A 23,251-nucleotide genomic window follows, 5' to 3' on the forward strand; every position below is an offset into this window, starting at 1 on the left:
CCTGCTGGAGCCGCTCGGCTATATACCGCCGGCTGAAGCTGAGGCAAACTATTACAAGCAACTGAGCAGTCAAGCCGTCGCGGCCTGACTCACACCAACCGGCCTCCACGAAAGCCGGGGCGATTCACAACACACTAAAGGAGCGAATGCTAACGCTGGATGGCATCCCCGGAAACGAATCAAAGATCGCGAGAACATTTGGAAAAATTGCTTGTTATCTGGGTGGGCAAGATACCGCCGCCGACATTGACGAATTTATTAAGCTGAAAGATATCCGAAATGGCCTGAGCCATGAACTAAAGGATAGCGATCTTCCAATTGACCGAGTGCATCAACTGCTGGACCGGTATCTAAAGGGCTATTTGAGATATCTGTAACGTGCAAGTAGTTATGTTGAATGGCCACGAGTTCGCTAGGCTCTATTCAGACGCTCAAAGTACTGCTTTTCGCAATTGAGCGGGCTGGGAGGCTCATGATGAGCAGTCCACCTCCAGCGTGCAAAGTCCCCGATCTGGCCGAGCGCACGAAGCAGATGGCGGGCTAGTTTATCGTAGCCAACTGTGCCGTTATAGCCCCTCAGAAGCAGGCGCACTGCTGCTGTTTCGGTTAGCTCTGCCATCCTTTGGCGTTCGTTATGGAGGGGCGGCCTGCCTTTGCTATTGCTCGGTAGAAGTCTCTTCAGGGCAGGGGAGATAGACAGGCCAGCCCCGATCTCGTCGTTGTATCGGGCAAACACGAGATCGCAGCCCAGGTGCCCGGCATGAAGGGCTCAACACGATCATAGTAAGACTATAGATCGGGCTTGTGTAGGGCTACTTGTGGCGATTCAGATGGTGACTCAAACACGCGGCTGCATCAGGTATCAATACTTTCGACTGGTTGCCGCCACTCTATTAGATGTCCAGGTAGCGCTGCCGCTGTCCAAAGTCTTGTCAGTGGGTTTACTTGGCGGTGGTTTAGCAGCCGCTTTCGGCGCCGCAGTAGCGCTAGACTTAGTGGCGAAGACATCGTGGCCTGCCACGCTCTTACCATGACGCTCAAGGCTTGAGCGGAAGAGATCCTTTGCACTTTCGACTACTGCACTCTCTTCAGCAGTGAGCCCCCGGCTGCCGAGATTAAAATTAACTTGTTTCTTACTCATGACGATCTTCCTATATCCAAGCGGGCTTATCATCCAAAAATAACGGTAGCATATGACGAAGTTTCAACTGCCGGGAGACTTCGTTGTCAGACCGATTGTCCAACGTTGTTTGATGTTTTTTCACCGACTCCAGGGTCAATAGTACACCAAGACTGTCCTGAGGAAGCGGAACCTCCTGGGTGCGACCGGTTGCGTCACGAATCAAACCGATCGTTCTTGCCGGCCTTGCCTGACGCCAGTTAGAGCGATCCACCATGGCAGAACATGTGAAGCTCAACACGGCTGAACCAGGATCATCTGCAAGAACCGTTGCGTAGCGCCCTGGCCAACGGGTTTCCAACTGCGGTCCATCCATCAACAGTGCGATAACAAGATTAGGACCCACTGCGCGGATTACGCTCATCGCCGGGTCAGCACGCGCCAGATCTTCACAGATCAGTGTCGTAACCGACATATCTTTGCGCAAACCAAAAAATGGAAGCTGGCGATTTCCAACATCGATGTCTTCCCACCACTGATCATTGTTATCATCATCGTCAAAGTCCAGGGCATACCCTTCGGTCTGACGACGATCAAGACGCCAGCGATGATGTTTATTTTGTTCTCGCTTCACCGCCCCTTCGCCTTTCCGAAGGACGAACGTCTGCGCACGATTATAGGTAGTCTTTGTGCGTGGATCGATATCGAGCACGCCCGTGATCAAGAACTCGATTTTGATGTCCCTGGCCTTCAGCGTCTCGACTAGTTCCATCGCAATCTCTGAGGTCAACGCACACTCAGGAAGTACAATTCCGTCAGGCATTTGGCCAGTGTGGGTGTAGGCCTGTTTGACGAGCGGAATAATTAAATGGTCTGCCAACTGCTCTCCCGTTAGCCGCTTGCCTTTGTATTGCAGCCATAGCTGCTCAAGGCGGAAGTATGCCGCCATCTTGTGGCTATTCCCAAATGGAGTGCGAGGTGAGCTTAACTGGAAGCAATTACCATCGACCGTAAACGGGAAGGGGATCAGTAGCAGGCGAACGTCGTACGGCAGCTTCGGATCAGGCCGGTCAGCCGTCGCTCGCTCTGTCGTGGACCAGATCCATTCCGGTGCAATGACCGTCTTGGGTGGAAGAAGCGCAACATGATGGCTCAATGATCGGATCGTACACCCCACCGAAGGGGTTAATGATTTTGGGAGCACGACTGCTCTATCTGGTGGAATAGCGATACAAAAAGATGTCGGCAAATAATGCATCAATTCCGTAGCGAAGCTTTTATCCGCCATGGAACCCATCGCGATAGCCGCAAAAAAACGGGATGGAGCTTCTTTCTGAGAAACATCCCAACCCATTCCGGCACAAGTTTCATCGGCGACGGCGAAAAGAGTGAGCAATACATTGACTACATCGGGGCTGCCACACACCAGCTCCACTTCAAGATCGCCGTGCTTCTTCAATAGGGTCTGCCAAAGAGTCAACAGCAGTTTTGGCGGCGCCCCGGGGTCGGCATTCCAAGCCTTCGCGGTCCGGTCAACTTTCTTCAAGTAACGTCCGTGGTCGTCAAGTCTATCCCGATCTGGACTGGCCTCAGTATAGCAACCAGAACGATCAATGAGGGCAGCAGTGACTGCAAAGAGATCAACCGGCCAATTCGGACAATCCCATGATATGGGTAGCGGGGTGCTTGTACTTTTTGCACGAGGCATGGCAAAGGCGTCCGTGCCAGTCGGCATTAAATGCCGAATGAACTCATTGATATTCAAAGCAACTCTCAATTGATGACAGCATTGACGAAGAAGGCGATCTTAGCTCATGCATAGTAAGTTGTCAGCTTATTAAAAATCAGTTGTTAGTACCTCGAACAAAAACAATTGACAATTTAACTGTCTGAGCAAGGTATATCAAGGATACTCGCGCCCTGGCTCACACACATAAGCGATGGCAAACGATTCGTATGGCTGCAGGCTGAGGTGGTCGGTCAAGCTGTCACGCTGGGCATAGTTGCTGATCAGGCCTTGCCCGGCAATGCCGTGCAGCGTTGCAGGCAGATCCAGTTCGACGTGTTCGCCGGAGAAGTTGTTGACGACAACCAGCTGTTGGCTCCCCAAGCTGCGCCGGTAGGCGAATACCTGCGGGTGCTGCTCCAGCAATGGCAGGTATTGTCCGTAAACCATGACGTCCCAGCGCTTACGCAGTTCGATCAGCTTCTGGTAGTGGAAGAAGACCGAATCGGGTTGTTCCAGCGCGGCCGCGACGTTGATCTCGGGGTAGTTGGGGTTCAGCTTTAGCCATAACGTGCCACTACTGAAGCCGGCGTTGTGTGTGCTGTTCCACTGCATTGGGGTGCGTGCATTGTCCCGCCCGTTGGCGTGGATGCCAGCCATCATCGTCTCTGGTGACACGCCGGCGGCCGTGCGTTCGTGGTAGAGGTTGAGTGATTCGATGTCGCGATAGTCGTCGATGGAATCGAAACGTACATTGGTCATGCCTATTTCCTCGCCTTGATAGACGTAGGGGGTACCCTTGAGAAAATGTAGCGCGGTGGCCAGCATCTTGGCCGACTCGACCCGGTAACGGCCGGGGTCGCCGTATTTGGATACGGCGCGCGGCAGGTCGTGGTTATTCCAGAACAGCGAATTCCAACCGGCATCGGCCAGCTCCGTCTGCCACTTACTGATGATCTGCTTGAATTCGATCAGATCGAACGGGCGCGGCTTCCATTTCCCCTCCTTGGCATCGTGAGTCATGGTGATGTGCTCAAACTGGAAGACCATCGACAGCTCCTGACGCGCCGGGTCGGAATACAGCTTGGCGGTCTCCGGGGTGGCGCTCCAGGTTTCGCCCACCGACAATACATCGCGTGCCGCCAAGGTCGCTTGGTGTATGTGCTGCAGCAGCGGGTGCAGTTGTGCGCCGTTGGCGATAATCTGCTGGTCGACCTGTTTGCCGATGAGATCGATGACATCCATGCGGAAGCCGCCGATCCCCTTGTCCAGCCACCAGTTCATCATGCGATGCACCTCTTCCTGCACCTGCGGATTTTCCCAGTTCAGGTCCGGCTGTCGTTTCGAGAACAGATGGAAGTAATATTCCCCGCTGCCGGCATCGTATTCCCATGCACTCCCGCCAAAATACGAACGTTGCTGATCGGGCGGGGAGCCATCTGCGCCTGCATTGCGCCAGATGTAGTAGTCACGGTAGGGGCTATCCTTGGATTTCTTCGCCTCGACGAACCAAGCATGCTCGTCAGAGGTGTGGTTGACCACAAGATCCATCAAAATACGGATGTCGCGCTTGGCCGCCTCTGCGATCAACTGCTCCATCTCGGCCAATGTGCCGAATTCAGCGGCGATATCCTGATAGTCGGAGATGTCATAGCCGTTATCGTCCATCGGCGACCGGTACACTGGCGAGAGCCAGATCAGGTTGATTCCCAGATATTGCAGGTAGTCCAGTCTGCCGATGATGCCGGCCAGATCACCGACCCCATCGTGATTGCTGTCTTGAAAACTACGTGGGTAGATCTGATACACGACGGCGTTATGCCACCACTTCTTATCCAACATGATGATCTTTCTCGCTTATTGATTGGCGGCACTGTCTTGCAACGAGCCAAGGGATCGCCAGGGGTAGGGAAGATCCGATCTCATCGTTGATCAGGCAGCTACGAGATCGCACGCCAAGCGCCGGGCAGAATACCTTGGCCCAGACACAATCCATCGGTTTCTCATCTTCTAAGAACTATGGATCAGGAGTGTCTAAGTTGCTGGAGGCGATTCATCTCGACATCCAAGACTACAGAGGCTCATAGCTCTTTATCTTGGAGCGTTCATTACTCCATAAAATACATGCAGCAAACAGAGCCAAGCTCATTAAAAACGCATTTTTTATAGTGTTATTTTTCTCAATTTTTTGATTATACTTACTTACTAAAAAATCGTAATCCTGATAAATTGACAATTCCGCCTCACCGAAATTATTTAAAAACCCCAGAGACCCCTTATCCAACTTCATCATATATTCCTTCTTCGTATATAATTCAGCAATGGTATTTATTCTCTCCACTTCGAATTCTATTTTTTCAGTTTCGCTTAAATTAATATCGCCGCCATCGAAAACTCTAGAAAGCCTAGGTAAAAATTCAGCCAAATCTCTTTCAAATTTCTTCTGATACTCAAGAGTTTTTACTAATTTTTCAATATTATTAATAATTTTTTTGGATCGAACCTCTTCGACAGCAGGGCTAGCTACTGGCATCAATATACTTAACTCTGACAGTAAATTTACCAATACATCTGATTGATACTTCATCAATCTAATCATATCTCGTATTTGCGACTGATACAAAAAAACATCTCGCATATATTTATCATCCAAAGTTCTGGCTTTCGTGATCGAAATTTTTTCATACAAACCAGAATTGACAATTTCATTTAGCTTGGAAATAACAGAATTTGCCCAATAGTTTGATTGAAAAGAATATACTGATCTCTTATTTTCCACCGCAACACCTGCGCCCGGGAAAAAGTATATCTGAACAAACAAAGTCAACGCACCAGCACCAGAAAAAACAAGCGCCTTCCAAATTTTCAAACTACTTAATTTAAAAAATTCTTTCATATAGCCACTTTACATAAAAATATAATTTATTCACTTCATTTCTAAAAAACACATTTCGACACACAAACACCCATCACCAAGATCTTCACAGCGAAAAAATATCTAATTCAAAATAATAAACATTATCTTACACTTAAGCCCACGTCTTGGCTGTTTTTTTATGTGCACTAAAAATTGGACTGGATCTTGGCGCAGATTCGCTCGAATTACTGTCTTTGGCTACTGTATTTTCTGAAGCACTGCATTTGCATCAGTCTGGCGTCGCGGACGACTTGCTCGAGCGCCGCCGCGTGGATGATTGGGGCCATATCGCGCAGCAACCATCCAGTACGCCGACCGGCGCAGGCGGGCATGACAAGGCTTCATCAGTACGCAACTTGATGACTGGGCGGACGTACTTCAGAATGACGTAGCTGTCGGGGCGTTGAGCTAGGCGATTTGCTCTTGCATCTTTGCGCGTGCCAAAGCAAGCGTATATTCCAGCCATGAACGACCATGTCTCAGGCCAAAGCAAGAATCGGCAGCCGCTTGTGGCTTGGCGGAAGTGGGCCGGTTACTTGGCGTCAAGACGATGTAGGCTCTGCTCGATGAGGAGTCGATTAAACGAATCCTCCCGGTCAATGTAGCGCAAGGCGGACTGGGCATTTTTCCAACCAACGTGTTCCATTAGCGTTTTGAGATCCCATCCATTAGCGGTTGCCCAGCTGGCAAAACCGCGCCGCAATGAGTGTGCGCTGTACAACTCGGGCGCATCCACGTTAGTTTCAAGTAGGATAGTACGTAGGAGCGGTACCAGACTATCGATATTCAGCCCGTTAGCCCCGAGGTTGCCCCAGCGATCAATTGCGCGAAATACCGGGCCGTGTGTCAATGCCGCTGCAGCGACCCACTCCGCGTAGGCGCTGACAGGGCACAGGCGCGACAGCAACGGTACCTTGAAATTGCCCCCTTTAAACTGACGATCTCCTTTGGTGCGGGGCAGGAAGCAGGTCATCCCTTCGCCTGGAGTGATGTGAACGTGCTCGATTTGCAGGCGGGTTAGTTCGTCGCCGCGAAACCCACGCCAGAATCCGAGCAGAAACAACGCCTTGTTGCGACGGTACCGCAACTCGGCCCCCAGCGCTCCCTGCGCTTGTGCCGCGTCAGCGCCGGCCGTCAACCAGCGATCGACTAGCATGAGTTGATCAATCTGAAAGGGTTTTGCCCGCTTTTCCAGGGCCGGATACAAGGTCTGGATGCCACGCAAGACTTGGCGTACCACGGGTGTCTTGGTCGGATCTGGAAAGCCTTGATCGAGATGCCACTTGGCCAATGCAGCCAAACGCTGACGCAGGGTGTTGACGGCATGTTTGTCGGCGCGATTGGCCAGGTAGCGCGCAATGCTGTCAGGGGTGGCCGGCAAAAACCCGCCCCATTCCACCTCGAAGTCGCGGATAGCGCTTTGATAGCTCTGCCGGGTATTTTCGCGTGTGGCGGCCTGCAGGAAGCGATCGATATCAGACATGGCAAGTAAAGCTGAAGAAAGGCGGGCAAGGGCAGTGATGTGGTCGTTGGCAAAAGGAGCGGTGCCGCGTTTGTCTGGCGTTCAGGCTAAATGTACAGGTGCACTGGTCAAAACTGCATAAAACCTAGCCTGGCACAGGATAAGAATACATTATCCGGCCTCAATTTCAAGCAGAATCTCGCCTTGATTTTCACCCGCGATGGTATGTAATTACATGGCACATACTGCATTATCTTAATTCGTGGAGATACAATGTCCCGTACTGGCCTTTACCCATCAGACGTCCGTAAAGCACGGGATTCACTGCTTGCACAGGGGCGACATCCTTCCGTTGACGCCGTTCGTGTCGCGCTTGGCAATACAGGCTCGAAGACCACGATCCACAAGTACTTAAAGGAGTTCGAGGCGAAGGAGGGCGTCGTTAACGGACGTAGCGTGGCTGTCAGCGATGCGCTGCAGGATCTGGTCGCGCGCCTGGCGGCGCGATTACACGAGGAAGCGGATCTGCGCGCGGACGCCGCCCTCGTCGACAGCACCGAAGAAGCACGGCGCCAAGCGCAAATCGCCCAAAAGCTTCAGCAAGATCTGGAGGCGGCCCGCAGATGCGAGCGCGATTTGACAGAATCGCTGGCAACCGAAAGGGACATGCACGAGGAAACGAAGGCGGCGCTGCAGCGGGAAACCATCCTGCGCCACACGGCCGAGCAGCAGGCGGCCGGTCTCAAGGACAGGCTCATCGAAAATGAGCAGCACCGCGCCTCGCTCGAGGACAAACACGCCCACGCCCGCTCAGCCCTCGAACACTATCGCCAGTCGGCCAAGGAACAGCGCGACCAAGAACAGCGACGCCATGAGCAGCAGCTTCAGCAGGTGCAGGCGGAACTGCGGCTGCAACAGCAGGCGTTGGTGGCCAAGCAGGAGGAGGGGGGGCGACTTAATCAGGACGCCACCCGCTTGGTCGTGGAACTGTCGCACGTCAAGCAGTCCTTGTACGAACAAGTAACGCTCGTACGCAAGCAGGTACAGACAATCGAACGGCTTCAATCGCTGCAAGTGCAGGTGCCCGATCTCGAACGGCAACTCGTAGGCAAAATGGTCGAGATCGATATACTGTCGCAGGATCTGGCTGCTACCAAGGAACAAATAACGCCAACTGCAGAGCGAGTTCGGGAACTCGAAGTTGCGCTGACCCAGGCCGAGGCACGCGAACAAGCACGGCAAGAGATCGACGACCAAATGCGCTCCTACCTCGAATTCATGAAACGGGGCCTTGAAGGCGAGAAGCCTGGCGCATAAGACGTCGCGTATTCTTGTGTTTACGGACCTCCTCGCCCGCGAGCGTCTCGCAAACGTAATGGTAATAAAAGTCGAAAGGCAACTTTTCGAGCCGTTTCAGGTGTTTCCGCTCTTCGTCCCGTGAAAAGAGGTTGCCCTGGCTTTGCTCTTGAAGTAGTTTGGCCATCTCTTCCTCTGTCCAATCGGGCTCGCTGACCGACACAATTTCCAGTCGAACTAGTCGCTTGGGCCGCAATATCGCGAGGCTCATGCCCCGACCCGAGCGCTCGCAGTCCATCAGCTCGAAGCTGTGTATAAGGGCAAGCGCGGCTACGCTTGGACGGCGCCATCGATGCGACAGTGATGTGCCTGCTGCTGCCGTGATCGGCCTAAGCAGGAAATTTGCACATTTCTGTGTGCTTTAGCTCGTGTAGTAATCCAGCAGGATAGACTCGACGCTGTCCAACAGGCACCTAAAGTCTGCGTCAAACAAAGCATATACTATCGCCTTATAACGCTCCCTCCTGATCGCATAAATTTCGTCCAAAGCCAACTTTATCTTTTCAAGAGGATTAACACTGGCAAAATTGAGATCGTTGACGGCTGCTTTTAACATACTCATCGTAAAACGGATTCGCCTCGCGTGATCGAACCTTGAACTGACCAGGTCGGCGCGCGCCAGCCCATATACCGTGATTGATATGTCGCCCCGTATATCCTTGGGTTCTATCATCCCGTTCTCGAGGAACCTGAAATGATCTTCAGGGTTGTCGATGCACGGATTGATCAGTATTGACTGCTCGTGTACTTCATCCCCCTCCGTTATTGCCCGCCTTGACTCATCAGCCAAAGGAAACCAGTTACCCTTTCCTGCAAGATCCATTGCCGGCACCTGCGCAACCCTTTTGATCTCTTGGGTCCAGACCCGGTTGCACCCTGGACAGGACAGAAGAAGATTGTCCCACGACGCACCCAGCCACCAGTAGCCGGGCTTATGCAGTTTCGCCTTCTTCTTGCCCTGAACAAGATAGGCGCCCTTGGGACGAAAATGCTCGATATCAGCAGGAGTCGCACAAGCGTAGTCGGATTCACAGTAGGCACAGAATCTGCCGAACATTTCGCGTAAGGCAGTCTTAACTGAATCGTGTTTGTAATGTACGAATTCGAACCCCTTGCGGGGAAGTGGTGTCTTGCTGTAATGCGCTTTGGCACGAGCTAGCTCGTCCAGTCGAACAATATCAGTAGCAGACAAGACGGCAGGAGTATTCCCGCGTGTGATAAAAATCATTTGCGTAAATCACCTAGTGTCGTCGTTAGGAGACGACAGTTGCGCCAGTTTACGGTTGAGATCAGAAAGCAGTCTTTTTGAGTCTAATTCGGCTTCTGGGATCCCGCTCAGATACCGGTCGATCGCCCCCAACATCAGACGCTCCCTCCGGGTAAAGCCGAACTGATGCTGGCTCTGCAGTTCCAGTGTAATCGCATCCAATCTACTGCGGTCGGCGGGTGCAAACTCATCGCGCCGCAGAAGAGTGTAATATTCTTCAAAGAGCCGCTCGAGATCAGGGTCCACAGCTGACGACAGGCCAAAGTGTTCTGAAGTGAGTATTTGATCGACCCGCATCGACCCGATGTCGGGCAGATTCTCAATTGCTCGGACCACTCCATGTTGGTCTCGCCGCAATACTAAAACTTCTCCGTGACTGAGCCCCTTCAGGCACAGGGGATCATGCGTCGTAACGATGAACTGCATTCTCGGAAATGCCTTCCTGAGCATCGGAATCAGCCGCATTTTCCATTTTGGATGAAGGTGGTTTTCTATTTCATCAATGAGAATGATGCCCTCTGCAATCTCTGCAGCGACATAGTGTTCGAGGAGTCCACTCATGATGTCACATGCCAGTGCATGCATGGACTGCAGCCCGTCGCTAAGCCGGTTGAAGGGAGTTAGTACATCGTGACTCCTTAAGAACACTTCGTTTGTGTTCTGATTCCGCTCAAGCCTGGCATCCTTTTGGAGATGGGAGATTGACTTGAGGGCCCTGGCCGCATAATCGAATTGCTCGTTGCTCAATGAAAGAAGCCAACTGACAGGATCCGTTAAGCCACGGTAGGGGTCAAACAGATTGGTTATCCTAGAACGATCTTCTATATCGTCATCTCGTGCGAGAAGTCTGGTCGCGCCGTAAGCGAAGATTAAAACCTTACCGGTCGACTGCGATGCTTCGAGACGGTTTCTAGTGTTCCATCGGACAGAGCTTCGACCGGACTTGCTGAGCTCTACGGTGACGCCGCCTTGATCTGATCCGGAAAACATCGAAGGTTTGCAGTCCTTGATGGCACGGCCCCCCGCAAGTGCGACGGCAATCCCTTTGAGGATTGATGTCTTTCCAATATTATTTTCACCAATGATTGCCAGCCAAGGTGCTCTTTCATCAGTACTCCGGTTCAGATCAATTGTAATGTCATCAAAAGGTCCGACATTGCTCAGCGACACTCCGGCAATATAGTTAGACGAATCTGTCTCGACCACCCCGTCCGCACTGACCCCGTCTTCATTTACGGCTCGCTCACTCAAATGTTGCGCGTTGAGTCGCGCGATTGCCAGTGCCACCTTCCCCTCATCTGTTCTGATAAACGCAAGTGATCGCACGAAACCCGAGAATGGAGCGCGATCGCTCATCATGTCGTTTAGCTCTTCTTTAGAAGCGAGAGACGCAATTTGCGCAAGCCGTTGTCGTTCATTAACCAAATCTGAACGATTTAGGTCCAGTGTCTCAATCGTTACAAAACCTATCTTAGTCCTTGGCAAAAGTTTACCGTTACCGGCAGAGATCAGATGCTTCGATGGGTCATCCTCGCAGGGATTTATCAAAAGAGGACGCTCTGCACGTAACGATACTGCCTTACCATCGATAGGTGATCGAGTGCCTTCAATCGGAAATTTTGAGCCTTTGGCCCTGGCACAAACCGCGCACGCGAGAAACAGGTTGCTCCAGCGATAGGCCATCCACCAGTAGTGATCAGGCAGATACTCGCCAGTTTCAGATATCGTATCCTTCGCGGGACGGTGACGGTGAACGTACCCTGACTCCGTAAAAAGAGACGACTCGCAGTAAGCACATTTCCCGTGAAATAGCTTGGTAAGAGCGGCCCGCACACTCTGCAGATCCCAGTCGGGATCGAAGGTGTCAAAGTCATAACGATCTTGGCGGCGGGTCTCGGTGGCCGATTCGAAAAAATTATGCGCCTTTCTACGGAGCGACGATCTCTGTCCATCACTTAACGGAGTGCTTACTAAAGAGCGTGATATTCGGATCATATTGTTCTTTATGCACCTTGTTTGTTCCGACTTTTGAGAGAAGCTTTGGTAGGTTCTGACTCGTGAGATTTTACCGATTGTATTCCATGTTTAGCAACTTTATTAAGTCCGATTAACGATACCGAACAGTTCCTTCTGCGTTTAGCACGCATAACTATCATCAAGATGACTCGCTATGTGATCCGTTATTGGTCAAAAGACACCTAAGTTCCCGCGTGCAGCCGGTGGACTTGACACCACGCTTTCATAAAGGGCAAGGCGGAAACCGAGTAGGCCACTTTGGGATCGGGTTTTGTCCACCTAGCGTGAGAATGTGGACACTTTCCATACCGGCAGGAGGCTATCCAGGATGCCGTTGCAAGGGTTCGGGATAACCGGTCATTATCTACCCAACAATAAAAGTGGGAAGTGTTGTAGACTAATTACGAATCCATCTCGATTGAGGGATAACTTAAGCTTACGTCCGTTGGCAAGCCCGCACCTACGACTCAATTCAAACGCTATACCTCATTACGGAGACCTCGTTGGCTGATTTACAAATTCTCCCTTGGGCGGCTGGGCCCGCAGAAATTCTTCTGCATGGGCTTGCACTACTTCGCAAAGATTCGGACACGAACAGACGCCTTGCGATGATCAGCATTGATAACGCGGTTGAACTGATGGTAAAGACTTTTCTTGGACTACCAAAGCGCCTATCTGGATTGACCATTACTCGCCGCGAGTATGCGGAATTTTCAGAAAGCTTTCCTGCGCTACTAGATGCGCTTGAGCGTCATGCTTCCGACAAGTTGACAGGCATTGACCTCGGCACCATTGAGTGGTACCACCGCTTGCGTAATCAGCTTTATCATCAAGGTAACGGCCTGACTGTGGAGCGGGACAAGATCGAGATCTACGCGGAGGTAGCAAATGTTCTTTTCTTGAACCTCTTCGGTAGTCGCCTAGTTGAGCGGATATCGGAACAGCCCGATCTGCTCGGGCCATTTATTGAGGCATGGGTAAAGTTGGAACGTGGGCTGGCAGCGCTGTCGAAGCGAGAGATTGCGCGCATGGCCCTGCAAGCTGCAGAACCCCGAAATGTTCATCAGGCTGCGACCCTGCTGCGGTCAACTAATTTATTCTCTGACACTGACATAACTACGATCAACAATTTCAGGCGTATCCGGAACGACGTCCTTCATAGCAGTGCAGATCACCGAACGTTAATTACTCAGGATATTGTGAATCAATTGCGTGCATTCGTTGCACGTATCCCATCTGAAATGATCACTGATGCTAGGCCTTATACAGAGGCTCAGTAATGTTACTTCGGCACTTATCCCTAGGCTAACGTTCGCAGTTCATTGACAATACTTTATTTTTGGACGACAGCCCCTGGTTAAGTTGTACTTCTATCGAATTGCTTTGCTCAACTACATTCAGGAACTGGGGTTTTCCTACTCAAGCAGCCTGCAGCATCTGGCACCCGCAATACTATAGTTTATCTAAACTGAATGAAAGGGTTTTCATTTGAGAGTTCCTGATATTGAATTGACCAAGGAAGAACTCTGCCTTTTAAGAAAAATTAGGTTTCGCCATGTGTCGCATGAAGACCTCCGTGCGTCCATGGAGCCGATGGCTAGTCTAATGGAGTCGTTATTAGAACGCGATGCTATTCCAAGGGTTCGGCTTTTATATTTTACTGATCCTGAGCGAAATCCAGGAGGGCGCGGGAAATCACGGCAGGATATTTTCGAAAAAAATGGAACTGTGGGGGCAGGGATCTATGCGCACCCGAGTTTCCTGAAATATCTCGAATACTTTATTTATGGTCCCCATCTCCCGCTAAGCATCGTTGCACAATTCAGAGAGGCCATGTCCTTTTCCGGATATTTGACGGCTGGAGACATTAACGACCTGAGTCCTGCTGCACGTGCTACTGTGCGAGGAGCTCAGATTCACTCTCAAGACGCCGCAAATGAGTTTTATAAGCTAGCCCTCGAGTGTGGCGCTATGCCATCGAGCGCGGAGATTATTCGGAAGTCAGTCCTCGCTGTCCGTTAGCGATAGCTCAAACACGCCTCTGAATTGAGCGACCGTTCTCGGCCATTAGTGATCGCTCTTTATTTTTGGATACGTGGTCGAATCGAATCCCAAGTTGATGCTGCGGATTTTCGGATAGCAACATGTTATCCTCAAACGATAGCCCGTTTAGACGAGGTATCTGTGTTACCTGTTGCAAGAAATCTGTTTCTACATTGTTCGCGCCAAGCTAGACCGACTTCAATTTTAAGTACAATTGTTAAGTGTGGTTTTCACATTTCATGCTCAGATGAGTGCTGGTGATCCGATTAGAGGAAAGTTTGACTAAATCAAAAAACATCAACTCGGCGCCACAATCAGGAGGGGTCGAAAAGCAGGCAACATCCACAGAACTGACCGGTGGTGCTGGCTTCACTTACGAAGATAAAGTAGTTGCCTATTATTTGGCGGCTCTTCTCCGCAGCGAGAAGGCGATGCTTCAACATGGTATTGTCTGCAGTGTTGCCGTCCAGCAGGCGGGTCACGGCCATCCGATGGATGATCTTATCGTCGAGTTTCGAGATGTCGATGGCCCGAGAATGCTTGGACTTCAAGTGAAGTCCACTATCACGGTTAGCGGGGCCATTACTAACAAGGATTTCCGCGATGTCCTCAAACGTGCTCGGGAGACTCGAGATAGTGCAGGTTTTCAAGTCGATCGTGACGCTTACGGTTATGTAGTCGAGAATGTGGCTGAGAACGGGCAACGGTCGCTCAGCCGCCTCATCGATTGGGCGGTCAGCTGTCCGACCCCTATGGATTTTGACCAGCGCTTTGCGAAAGATGGTGCTGCCGCAGCTCCCGAACGTGCTCTTCGAGAAGCGCTTGCCCCGCTAATCAGGGTAAGCAGCGCTGAGGATGACTGGAGTTTCTACCGACAGTTTGTCGCAGCTCGATTTACTGGCCTCGACGAGACCGGGATCATTTGGACGGAGATCACAAACCGCCTTCAAGAGCTTGTTGCGAGCAACGAGGATGGACTGGAGGTTCTGCTGTTTGATCGCCTATGTCGCATTGTTCGAGATGGCGCTGGCACAGCCCGTAAATGGACCCGAGTAACCTTGCTGGCACAACTTCGCGGATTCATCCGACTAGAGGTCTCGCCAAGTTTTCGTGATGATATTAACATCCTAGGTCGGTTCTCCAATGATGGTCTTAACGAAATTGATGAGAGCATCGACGGGTTCGAGGTTGACCGAACTACTCTTCAAAAAGCCGTATATGAGCGTCTTGGCGTTAGCCGTGTCGTCAACATCAGCGGCCTACCCGGATGCGGAAAATCTGTCGTGCTCAAACGAGTAGCAGCAGAGGCTAATCGGCGAGGACCAATCCTCTTTCTGAAGTCGGACCGATTGACTGGGAAGAGTTGGGTGGAGTTTGCAGCTGCGTTGGGTCTTAAGCATCGAAAACTTGATGACCTACTTTCAGAAATTGGTGCAACCGGATCAGCTATCCTCTACATTGATGGCATTGATCGCATCAATCCCGACCAAAAGCGAATCATTCTCGACGTGCTCAAGACGATTGAAGGTAATCCGGATCTCGACAACTGGCGAGTACTTGCAACATCTAGAGACCAAGGACTCGAAACATATCGCGCTTGGTTTCCTGCCACTTTCTATAACGACACTCAGATTGGCGATGTTCAGGTTAAGCCGTTCAACGACGAAGAAGCTGAGGCGTTAGCGAAAGAGAAACCTGGTTTACGTCACCTTTTGAAGGGCCCACCTTCAGTGCAGACGATCGCCCGGCGTCCATTCTTCGCTGCAGTGCTTGCCCGCAGCTTTGACGATGGGAGGACCGAACCGCAGACAGAGGTTGATCTGATCAATGCTTGGTGGGCAAGAGCAGGACATGATGCCTCGGCCGAGGTCGTACCACAGAGGCAACGGGCACTAATCGATATCGCGGAAAAGGGTGCTGCAAGCCTTGGGAAGAACGTTCCGGCCCGTTCGCTTGCACCTACCACGTTTGAGCATATCGCAGCGCTGAAGAGCGACTTGCTCGTGCGCGGAAACAATGGTGACGCGTCATATTCATTTACGCATGACATTTTCTTTGAGTGGACGTTTTTTCGTCTTCTCATCGATCTTGGCGATACGTGGATCGAAGGACTGATTCAGGCTGGCGAACCACCGTTACTTGGGCGCGTTGTCGGGCTTTTAGCTCAACATTCGATCGCTGAGCCGCGTACCTGGTCAATTGGGTATGCTGCCATTGATGGATCGACGCTTCGCCCTCAATGGCGTCGGGAATGGCTAACCGCACCACCGTTCACAAGCGCATTTGGCAATAGACGGAAGGAATTCACGGAACTTGTGGCCTCCAACGACTATGCGTTGGCCGAAAAAGTTTTAGTCTGGTTTCAAGCTCAACATACAATCCCTAGCCCGACTGTCCTTGCCCAAGCTTTGCCGGGTCAATCAGGACTTGACCGGGTAGGTGTTGCCGAGCTCCTAAGTTGGCCTTCTGATTTTACAAGCTGGGGGCGTTTCCTGGATTGGCTTTTGCCGATCGTGCCTACGCTACCTATTCGGCTTCTCCCGACGGTTGTTGAAGTTTTCTCTGTTTGGCAGAATGCTCTTTCAGACTTCGCCAATGCAAGATCGAAGGCCATAGTTACCACTTGCGCCGAATGGTTGATTGAGTTTGAAGAAATTGCATATCCGGACACGTGGGTATCCGAGCGAGGGCGATTTGATGAGCTTGGTAGCGACGCGAAGAAGCAGTTTGCTACTGCGCTGAGGTTCATTGTCATGCGAGCCGCACGGGTGTTTCCCGACCATGCCAATGCGCTTCTCGACCGGGCGGCGTCCAACAATCGAATGCGCGACTCAGCTTATTCTGATCTCATGGCGCTGGCTTGGATCATGGCGGACGTGTCGCCGAATCGATTAGTAGACGTGACTAGGGCGGAACTTCAGAAAGAGTTGCCGCAAGATCACATCGACCGAGAAAATCGCAAACAGGGTGAAAGAGCCGAACGGATCAAACAAATCCGCAGTAAGCCCGAAAAGGAACGTACTGAAAGTGAAAGGCGCGCGCTGGAACCTACGCACTTCCACATCCCCCACAACTATGGGGGGTACGGACGTGAAGAAATCGGGATCGACCGGCATCACAACTTCTACTACCCGATCTCAGCTATGCACGAACCCTTCGCTAGCCTTTTCGCCAAGGAGCCGGAAGTGGCCCTCGAACTGGTACGTGATCTCTCTAACCACGGAACGACCGGTTGGCGGCAGGTCGCGAGTATCACTCGCCGTAAACATGGCACTCCGATCCCGGTATCGATCACCTTTCCGTGGGGTGAGCAGCAGTTTTGGGGTGACTGGTCTACTTACAGTTGGCAGCTTGGTCAGCTTGGTGCACAGCCACTTGAATGTGCGTATCTAGCCATGAGCTATTGGGCCTTCAATCAGATTGAAAGTGGCCGCTCCGTTGACGAGGTGATCCAGTCTGTCGTTCAGGGCAACGAAGCGATCGCTGCCCCGGGTCTCGCACTTCGCTTAGCGTTAGAGACGTTTCATATCTCCGAAGTCACTTTAGCTCTGGTTTCATGCCAACGCCTTTGGCCTTTCGATATAGCGCGTGTGCGCAATGAGCCAGCGCGAAACATCGATCTGTTCGGCCTGGGGAAAATCAATCAGCTAACCGGCAACAAGAAAATTGCGGAAGATTACTTGGATATGCGGCCGAGCCGATTCCGTGATGTTAAGCAGCTTGCCATGCAATTCGTGGTGAATGGGGATAAACTCACCGATCGACTCAAGCAGGCATTGGCGGATTTTGTCGTTGTGCTCCCCTATGAAGTAGAGGAGCAGCGCTCCAATATAGCGGTGACAGTGGCGCTCACTGAGCAGGCGGAAGAGTATGCGGCACTTGCAATCGTGGAAAATTATCGAGGATATCGCACGCCTGATGAACAGGTCATGGTTGCCTATCAGCCGCCACTTTCGCCGGAAATTATTGAACGCAGCGAGGCCGCAGGCATGTATTTGCGACAAAACAGTACCCTAGGGTGGGCGATGAAATCGTTGCGATCCTTCGAGCTCTCCGTCGATAATACGTTGACTGATGCGGTCGCCCTTGCTCGTCCGCTGGATCATCGTACGCTTTTTGTAGAGCGCTTGGAAGTTGAAAACCACATGCCGCAAAGCCTGGTTGCCGCCGTTGCCGCGTGTGTCATCTGTTTCGGCGATGTCGCATCCGAGAATTACAAATGGGCGATGACTGTACTGGCAAGAATCGATGGGATGGAAGAGCCGCCGAATTTTTTCAACGGTTCGAAAATTTCTTGGCATCCGGTATTGCAATTGATCTTCGCATTACTCCACCTGCGTCGCACCAATCCTTCAGACTTGGAACCTGCACGCAGGTTGGTTCGGTTGACCGCTCATGTGCACAAGGACGCGGCAGACTTAGCTTTCGCAGCGCTACTTGCAGACCCTGATGCGCATGTATCGTGGGTCGCAGCTCAACTTGCGTTGGACAGCGCACGCCACTATCGACCAACATTAAAAAAGGATGGCGTGTGGGACACCCAAGTGGCCAAAGATGCGGAAAAAGTGGCGCTTGATCGATGTATTCAGGGACTCAATTCAAAGACGTTTGAATCTTTTTGCACGCCGCCGCCTGCTTGGGTTAATTTGACGTCGGTTTCGGCTTCGCATAACGGGGACGATACGGTTGATAACGAAGGATGGACTGATCCTGATCCGTTGTTCAATCCGCAAAGGGCCGAGAAACACATCAAGAATTTTCCAATCGAGATGTGGTGCACTTCAGATGAGACAAAGCCGCATGTGCTGGAATTGATTCGAATCCTCGTCAATTGGACGGCCTTGCGTATAAACCCGCCTTGCGGCACGGGAAGGCAGAGGAGGCGTACCCCTGAGTTGATGGGTTGGAACGACGCACTGGGTGATGTGATGGCGCGTGCAGTGCCATTCTTCGATCTTACCATCGTCAAGGCTGAGTTTCTTGCGCCTTTCTTACAGAACCACGAGGATGATGAACTTGACGTTATCGCTTCGTTCACCGATAAGTTGGTGACGCGCTATGTTTTAGATGCGAACGAGATACCTACCGGCACGTTTGAGTTGCTGGGTCTCTGCGTCGACCATGTAATCGCAGACGGTACATTTAGGCCGGGTGGATATCGCGCAGGAGAAGTCTCTGGCCGCGATATGCCAAAACTCATCGAGGCGCTCCTAATGGTCAATGTTGAAAGTGCTCCTGGTGCTGCCCGCTTTGTAAATAATGATTGGTCCGAGATTGACCTAGTCATGCCGACGGTTACTCGCTTGGTGACTGCTACGGGATGGTCAACCTTTGTCATGTCCAAGTTTCTGTTGCTATGTCAGCGCGCCGGGGCACATTACCCGCTCGACAATTTCATCCAACAGGTTAGCGCGGTATTCACGATGTTTGGTAACGCAAAGGGGAATTGGACGGGGACCAGCCTTCCGTCGCAAACGGCAGCGGCGGTGCAACAGCTCGCCGACGCCAATTTTCCGCTACGTGCCGATCAAGCACAAGGGCTGCTACGGATTCTCGACGCATTGGTAGACTTGGGCGATCGTAGAAGCGTTGCGCTTGAACAAACAGAAGCATTCAAGGGAGTGCAGGCACGATCCTCGGTCAAATGATAGTCGCCTAGCGGGCAGGGCGGTAATGGGTTTAAGTGATCGCTATCCCGGTGCACATTTTTTGGACGGATCCACAAGTGAAGGCTACGCCGTACATGGGCTTGCATCATCCCTCGCGTGACAAAGTGATCCGTGAGCGATGCGCGGATTTAGCTTGCCTTTGATGCAAGCAAGGTGACTTCCAGGCTTACGGAATATCAATCCGAACTTGCCATATTGTGGCTGTTGGGGCTAGATTTCGACAGCCTGAAGCCGATTCGTGTTCAGACCTGGCTACTGATGACAGCGGCGACCTGCACGGGGGAGTATCACTTGAAGTTTGCTTCAAAGGACTATTGTGAGAGCCAGAATCTATCTTATTGACGATGTATTAGTTGCGGAGTGCGAAGGAGGCCTTCATTTATCGCACGCTGACGCCACTGAGCTAGCTGATCTTCTTTGGGCAAATGATGTGACGTCTGAAGAAGTATCCATGGTCGACTGGCATGAAGACGCAGAACGTGCTCCTCTGTCCGGGCACAAGATGGCGATCTACCAGCGTCTACGCCTACATGGACACTCATTGGAGTGAGTGCCACTCAAGCCGCGTGCTTGCCTAGCCCATCAGCAATAAGATGGGTGTCTAGTCTTGTGTGAGCACTTTGGAGGCTGCATGGAATTTTCGAACCGAGGCAACAAAAGGGGAGTTCTGGCGCAAAGCAGCTGCGCGAGATGACCGCTCTTCCAAAATGGAAGCCGCGTCACTAGGTCGCTTGAGAAGTTCTCGCCAAGCAGAAATATAGTCTCTGCTACAGAGCAAACTCTTTTCCCAACTTTCTATCTGGAGGTTAGCTAAAAAGATAATTTCGTTCACAATTGCAGCCGGTGCAGTGCGAAGGGCCAATGCAACTGGCACATGCTTTGCGAGACGACGTTCATCAATGTCCAAGAACGGGCCGTTATTGTATTGAATTTTTGAATTGCTTGCCATAATGCCATCTCAGACCGCTATGATTATAGCTAATAACCTGCCGATTGCTTCAGCATAGCACATAGTTTGCTTAAAAATGATGCACCATCTCGACAAAAATGAGAGGTAACGAAATTGCGCTGGATCACTGCACTAAACCTCCAGCCCTGGGCAGATATGCTTGCGAGAGAGTCTCGCGAGTGGGCGGAAACCATGCGGGCATGGCCCCGGACAGCTACAATGTTAATGAAAATTCCAGAGAACTGGTTGCGCGATGCAGAGCTAGCTGACCTATCTTCTAGCTGATAGGTTAGAACGTCTTTTGAGCAGCTTGGTTAAATATTTAGGTCAATCGGCATGTCACCCCAACCTCGAAAACTTTTTCAGCAACGTCAAGAGCTCGTTAAACGCTACGTTAGCCTAGCAGTGTACCGCTGGATGAAACCCAAGACGCGAGCACTTGCGAGATGCCTCAGCCGCCCTAGACTTCAATGGTCGGAAAAAAGGAGACGGCTGGCACTGGTATTTGCGCTAGAGACACTTGCGCTTGAGACCGCCAGGGCACGACGACTTGGATTCGAAGCAAACACCGTTGTTCTAAATCTTGGACTCTTCTTTTTAATTGCTGAAAGGGATATACAAGCGGTGAAGATAGATGCTTTGACTCATCCTGATGCTTGGGCACGGAGTCTCGCGGCGAGAGTCATGCTTCTGACCATCCACGAGTTGGACATTAATAAGGTTGCAGGGAATAAATTGCGAAAGTCACTTGAAGATTGCGACATTCCAGAGGACCTTCGACACGACATAACAGAAGCAATGCGGACCATTCGGAAGGCCCAAGCAAAGGCGCAGCAACAGTTTGCCTATCTTAGAAACTCGACCATTGCGCATCGCGATGCCGATGCCTTGCGACAATATCGTGATATCACCAATATCGATGAGTTGGAGGTTATAAGAGTCGCGGTCGACTTTTACGCTGGAACAAGCAAATTCCTTGAAATGATTCCGAGACTGCTTTCCCATATGGCCACTTGGCGAGGCATGATCAGCCAACTAGCCGCGCAAAATGCACGGAAGGGGGTTCGCAGAGAATGATAGAGAATTATGTCGGCTTACTTACTGATATAGGTGATTGTTCGAGGCATTGTGCGACAACAAGTTGATCTTTTTCATCCTTAGATTGCCACGACAGTAAGTTGATCTTTTTCAGATGGAAGTCCCAGAGTACCTACAATGCTGTCGCTGGAGTACTCAAAATGCTGTCGGCGTACTTCGGCTTACTGTCAACGTCAGCTAGCGTCTATGGAGGGTAGAGATTTGCTTCTAGGGGGGTAGGAACAAATTTATGCAAATTTCGGGAACAACTTTGTGCAAACGAACGCATGTACTGCTTTGATTCTGCACTCTTTTAGCCATTTGACATAATATAAATTATGCGAAGTTATGAATGGAATTGAGAACCCCCCCTTTTTGCCAACTCCCCAATCGCAAACGCGATTTTCCCTATCTGCGCGTCTCTGTCGCTGCCGCTTGAACAAGCTACATAAAATACGGCTTGTCCCCGTCCGTGTTTGGTTTGTTCACGCCCAAGTTGGCGTGCAGGTGCAATTTTGGCGCTTCGATGATGCTGACGATCAGGTCTGCCATGCTCTTGCGCGACACCACAGTGCCTTCGAATGGCGCGTGGCGTGTCGTCAGTTCGTAGTCGACTTCGTCTTCGTCCGTCATCCAGGCTGGGCGCACGACAACAACGTCAAGGCGATGTCTTCACGGCCTGCCAAGCCGCGGATGACCCACTGCGCCATCTGTCCGCCTGTGCCCAGTATCAATATCTTTTCATCTTTTCGCTTTCATCTTGGCACGGTACCAACTGCAGGAAGTTACAAGCTTTCTTTGACGGAAAGAACGCATGCGCTTAAAAAAGCGAAACCCCGTGATGCGTGCCGGCCCATCGCATTGGCTCATGCTGAATTGCCACCCAAAACTAGCTTTTCACTGCCAGCGATATTAGAAAAATAAGCAATAAAATCAGTTATTTGCAGATTATTTTCAATAAAAAGTCTCAACACCGAATTCCGATGGCCCGACTGTGGCTTTGACGCAGATGCTGCTGGACCTGCCGCGCGTGCCGTATGCCGAATCGCGCCAGGAAACCGCGCTGTAGCCGCTACGAGATTCCTCCTCCCTTCCCCGCCCTGCTCTCGCCACCATTCCGGACACCATACCAGCGCACTGGAAAATAGCCACTGGTATGGTGCGCATCGACCATCGGCTGGAGGAAGGCGGCAACTGGTATTGTGATCTTGCGCAAAGAATAAAACCAGTTGACTACCACCTGCAATGCTTGCACTCTGAAAAATCGGACGGTGTCCAGCCGGCCGGCAAAAAAATACACAAGGAGATGCAATGAACCGGACAGTCATGAATACCCTCATCATTACCCTCTTCGGAGGAACGTTGGCCGCTTGCGGCGGTGGCAGCGACGGATCCAGCGCGGGCGCAAACCAGCTGCTGGCCGGCGCCGCGCAAGCGGTCGCCTGCTACACACCGTGGAACAGCGGCACGGCCTACAACGGCGGCGGTCAGGCCAGCTACAACAACGTCAACTACACGGCCAACTGGTGGACGCAAGGCAATAACCCGTCGACCAGCAGCGGCGGCGCCGGCAGCGGCCAGCCCTGGACTGCGGTGGGAGACTGCGGTACGCCGACACCGACTCCTACCCCAACGCCTACGCCCACCCC

Annotated in this window: 14 protein-coding genes and 1 pseudogene; 6 read left to right on the top strand and 9 right to left on the bottom strand. The window is 51.6% G+C overall.

The features are described 5' to 3' along the window. Window positions 1–146: 146 nt before the first annotated feature. Window positions 147–377 carry a hypothetical protein gene (locus GYK42_RS28350; RefSeq protein WP_166450206.1) on the top strand — a complete coding sequence of 77 codons (231 nt, stop codon included), beginning with the start codon at window positions 147–149 and terminating at the stop codon, window positions 375–377. Between the two features lie 485 nt (window positions 378–862). Here GYK42_RS28350 and GYK42_RS28355 read toward each other — a convergent pair whose 3' ends face one another. From GYK42_RS28355 to GYK42_RS28375, 5 genes are all read right to left on the bottom strand, one after another. After that, entirely contained in the window at window positions 863–1,141 is a 279-nt protein-coding gene (locus GYK42_RS28355) for a hypothetical protein (RefSeq protein WP_166450207.1), read from the bottom strand. Window positions 1,142–1,151: 10 nt separating this feature from the next. Next, a complete protein-coding gene (locus GYK42_RS28360; protein WP_166450208.1) occupies window positions 1,152–2,666 on the bottom strand; it encodes a hypothetical protein in 1,515 nt (504 codons plus the stop codon). 357 nt (window positions 2,667–3,023) lie between these two features. After that, window positions 3,024–4,688: a glycoside hydrolase family 13 protein gene (locus tag GYK42_RS28365; protein ID WP_166450209.1), complete on the bottom strand. Its 1,665-nt coding sequence runs from the start codon at window positions 4,686–4,688 to the stop codon at window positions 3,024–3,026. A gap of 229 nt (window positions 4,689–4,917) precedes the next feature. Next, entirely contained in the window at window positions 4,918–5,742 is an 825-nt protein-coding gene (locus tag GYK42_RS28370; protein ID WP_166450210.1) for a hypothetical protein, read from the bottom strand. Between the two features lie 553 nt (window positions 5,743–6,295). Further along, on the bottom strand, window positions 6,296–7,246 hold the full coding sequence (locus tag GYK42_RS28375; RefSeq protein WP_166450211.1) for a tyrosine-type recombinase/integrase: 951 nt from the start codon (window positions 7,244–7,246) through the stop codon (window positions 6,296–6,298). 252 nt (window positions 7,247–7,498) lie between these two features. On the opposite strand from GYK42_RS28375, the gene GYK42_RS28380 reads away from it, so the two are divergent. After that, complete coding sequence (locus GYK42_RS28380) at window positions 7,499–8,542, top strand: DNA-binding protein (RefSeq protein ID WP_166450212.1); 1,044 nt, start codon at window positions 7,499–7,501, stop codon at window positions 8,540–8,542. A 400-nt stretch (window positions 8,543–8,942) separates the two neighbouring features. Here GYK42_RS28380 and GYK42_RS28385 read toward each other — a convergent pair whose 3' ends face one another. Together GYK42_RS28385 and GYK42_RS28390 are read right to left on the bottom strand one after the other, a co-directional pair. Next, window positions 8,943–9,809 carry a hypothetical protein gene (locus tag GYK42_RS28385; RefSeq protein WP_166450213.1) on the bottom strand — a complete coding sequence of 289 codons (867 nt, stop codon included), beginning with the start codon at window positions 9,807–9,809 and terminating at the stop codon, window positions 8,943–8,945. 9 nt (window positions 9,810–9,818) lie between these two features. Then, a complete protein-coding gene (locus GYK42_RS28390) occupies window positions 9,819–11,843 on the bottom strand; it encodes an AAA family ATPase (RefSeq protein WP_166450214.1) in 2,025 nt (674 codons plus the stop codon). A gap of 524 nt (window positions 11,844–12,367) precedes the next feature. Between GYK42_RS28390 and GYK42_RS28395 the strand changes: the two genes are divergently transcribed. Both GYK42_RS28395 and GYK42_RS28400 read left to right on the top strand, forming a co-directional pair. After that, complete coding sequence (locus GYK42_RS28395; protein WP_166450215.1) at window positions 12,368–13,144, top strand: hypothetical protein; 777 nt, start codon at window positions 12,368–12,370, stop codon at window positions 13,142–13,144. Between the two features lie 1,041 nt (window positions 13,145–14,185). After that, complete coding sequence (locus tag GYK42_RS28400; protein WP_205711599.1) at window positions 14,186–19,555, top strand: NACHT domain-containing protein; 5,370 nt, start codon at window positions 14,186–14,188, stop codon at window positions 19,553–19,555. 622 nt (window positions 19,556–20,177) lie between these two features. Here the strand turns inward: GYK42_RS28400 and GYK42_RS28405 are convergent. Beyond that, entirely contained in the window at window positions 20,178–20,525 is a 348-nt protein-coding gene (locus GYK42_RS28405; RefSeq protein WP_166450216.1) for a hypothetical protein, read from the bottom strand. A gap of 684 nt (window positions 20,526–21,209) precedes the next feature. Between GYK42_RS28405 and GYK42_RS28410 the strand changes: the two genes are divergently transcribed. After that, window positions 21,210–21,602 (top strand): hypothetical protein, encoded by a 393-nt coding sequence (locus GYK42_RS28410; protein WP_166450217.1) that lies wholly within the window; start codon window positions 21,210–21,212, stop codon window positions 21,600–21,602. Window positions 21,603–22,046: 444 nt separating this feature from the next. Here the strand turns inward: GYK42_RS28410 and GYK42_RS28415 are convergent. Further along, window positions 22,047–22,256 (bottom strand): annotated as a pseudogene (locus GYK42_RS28415) (NAD(P)H-binding protein); the annotation flags it as partial. Between the two features lie 672 nt (window positions 22,257–22,928). Here GYK42_RS28415 and GYK42_RS29150 point away from each other — a divergent pair. Continuing rightward, window positions 22,929–23,251: carbohydrate-binding protein (locus GYK42_RS29150; protein ID WP_240943922.1), on the top strand; the 323-nt coding region annotated here is incomplete at its 3' end.

The organism is Janthinobacterium lividum (genome assembly GCF_011601275.1).
GTDB lineage: Bacteria > Pseudomonadota > Gammaproteobacteria > Burkholderiales > Burkholderiaceae_D > Janthinobacterium > Janthinobacterium lividum_E.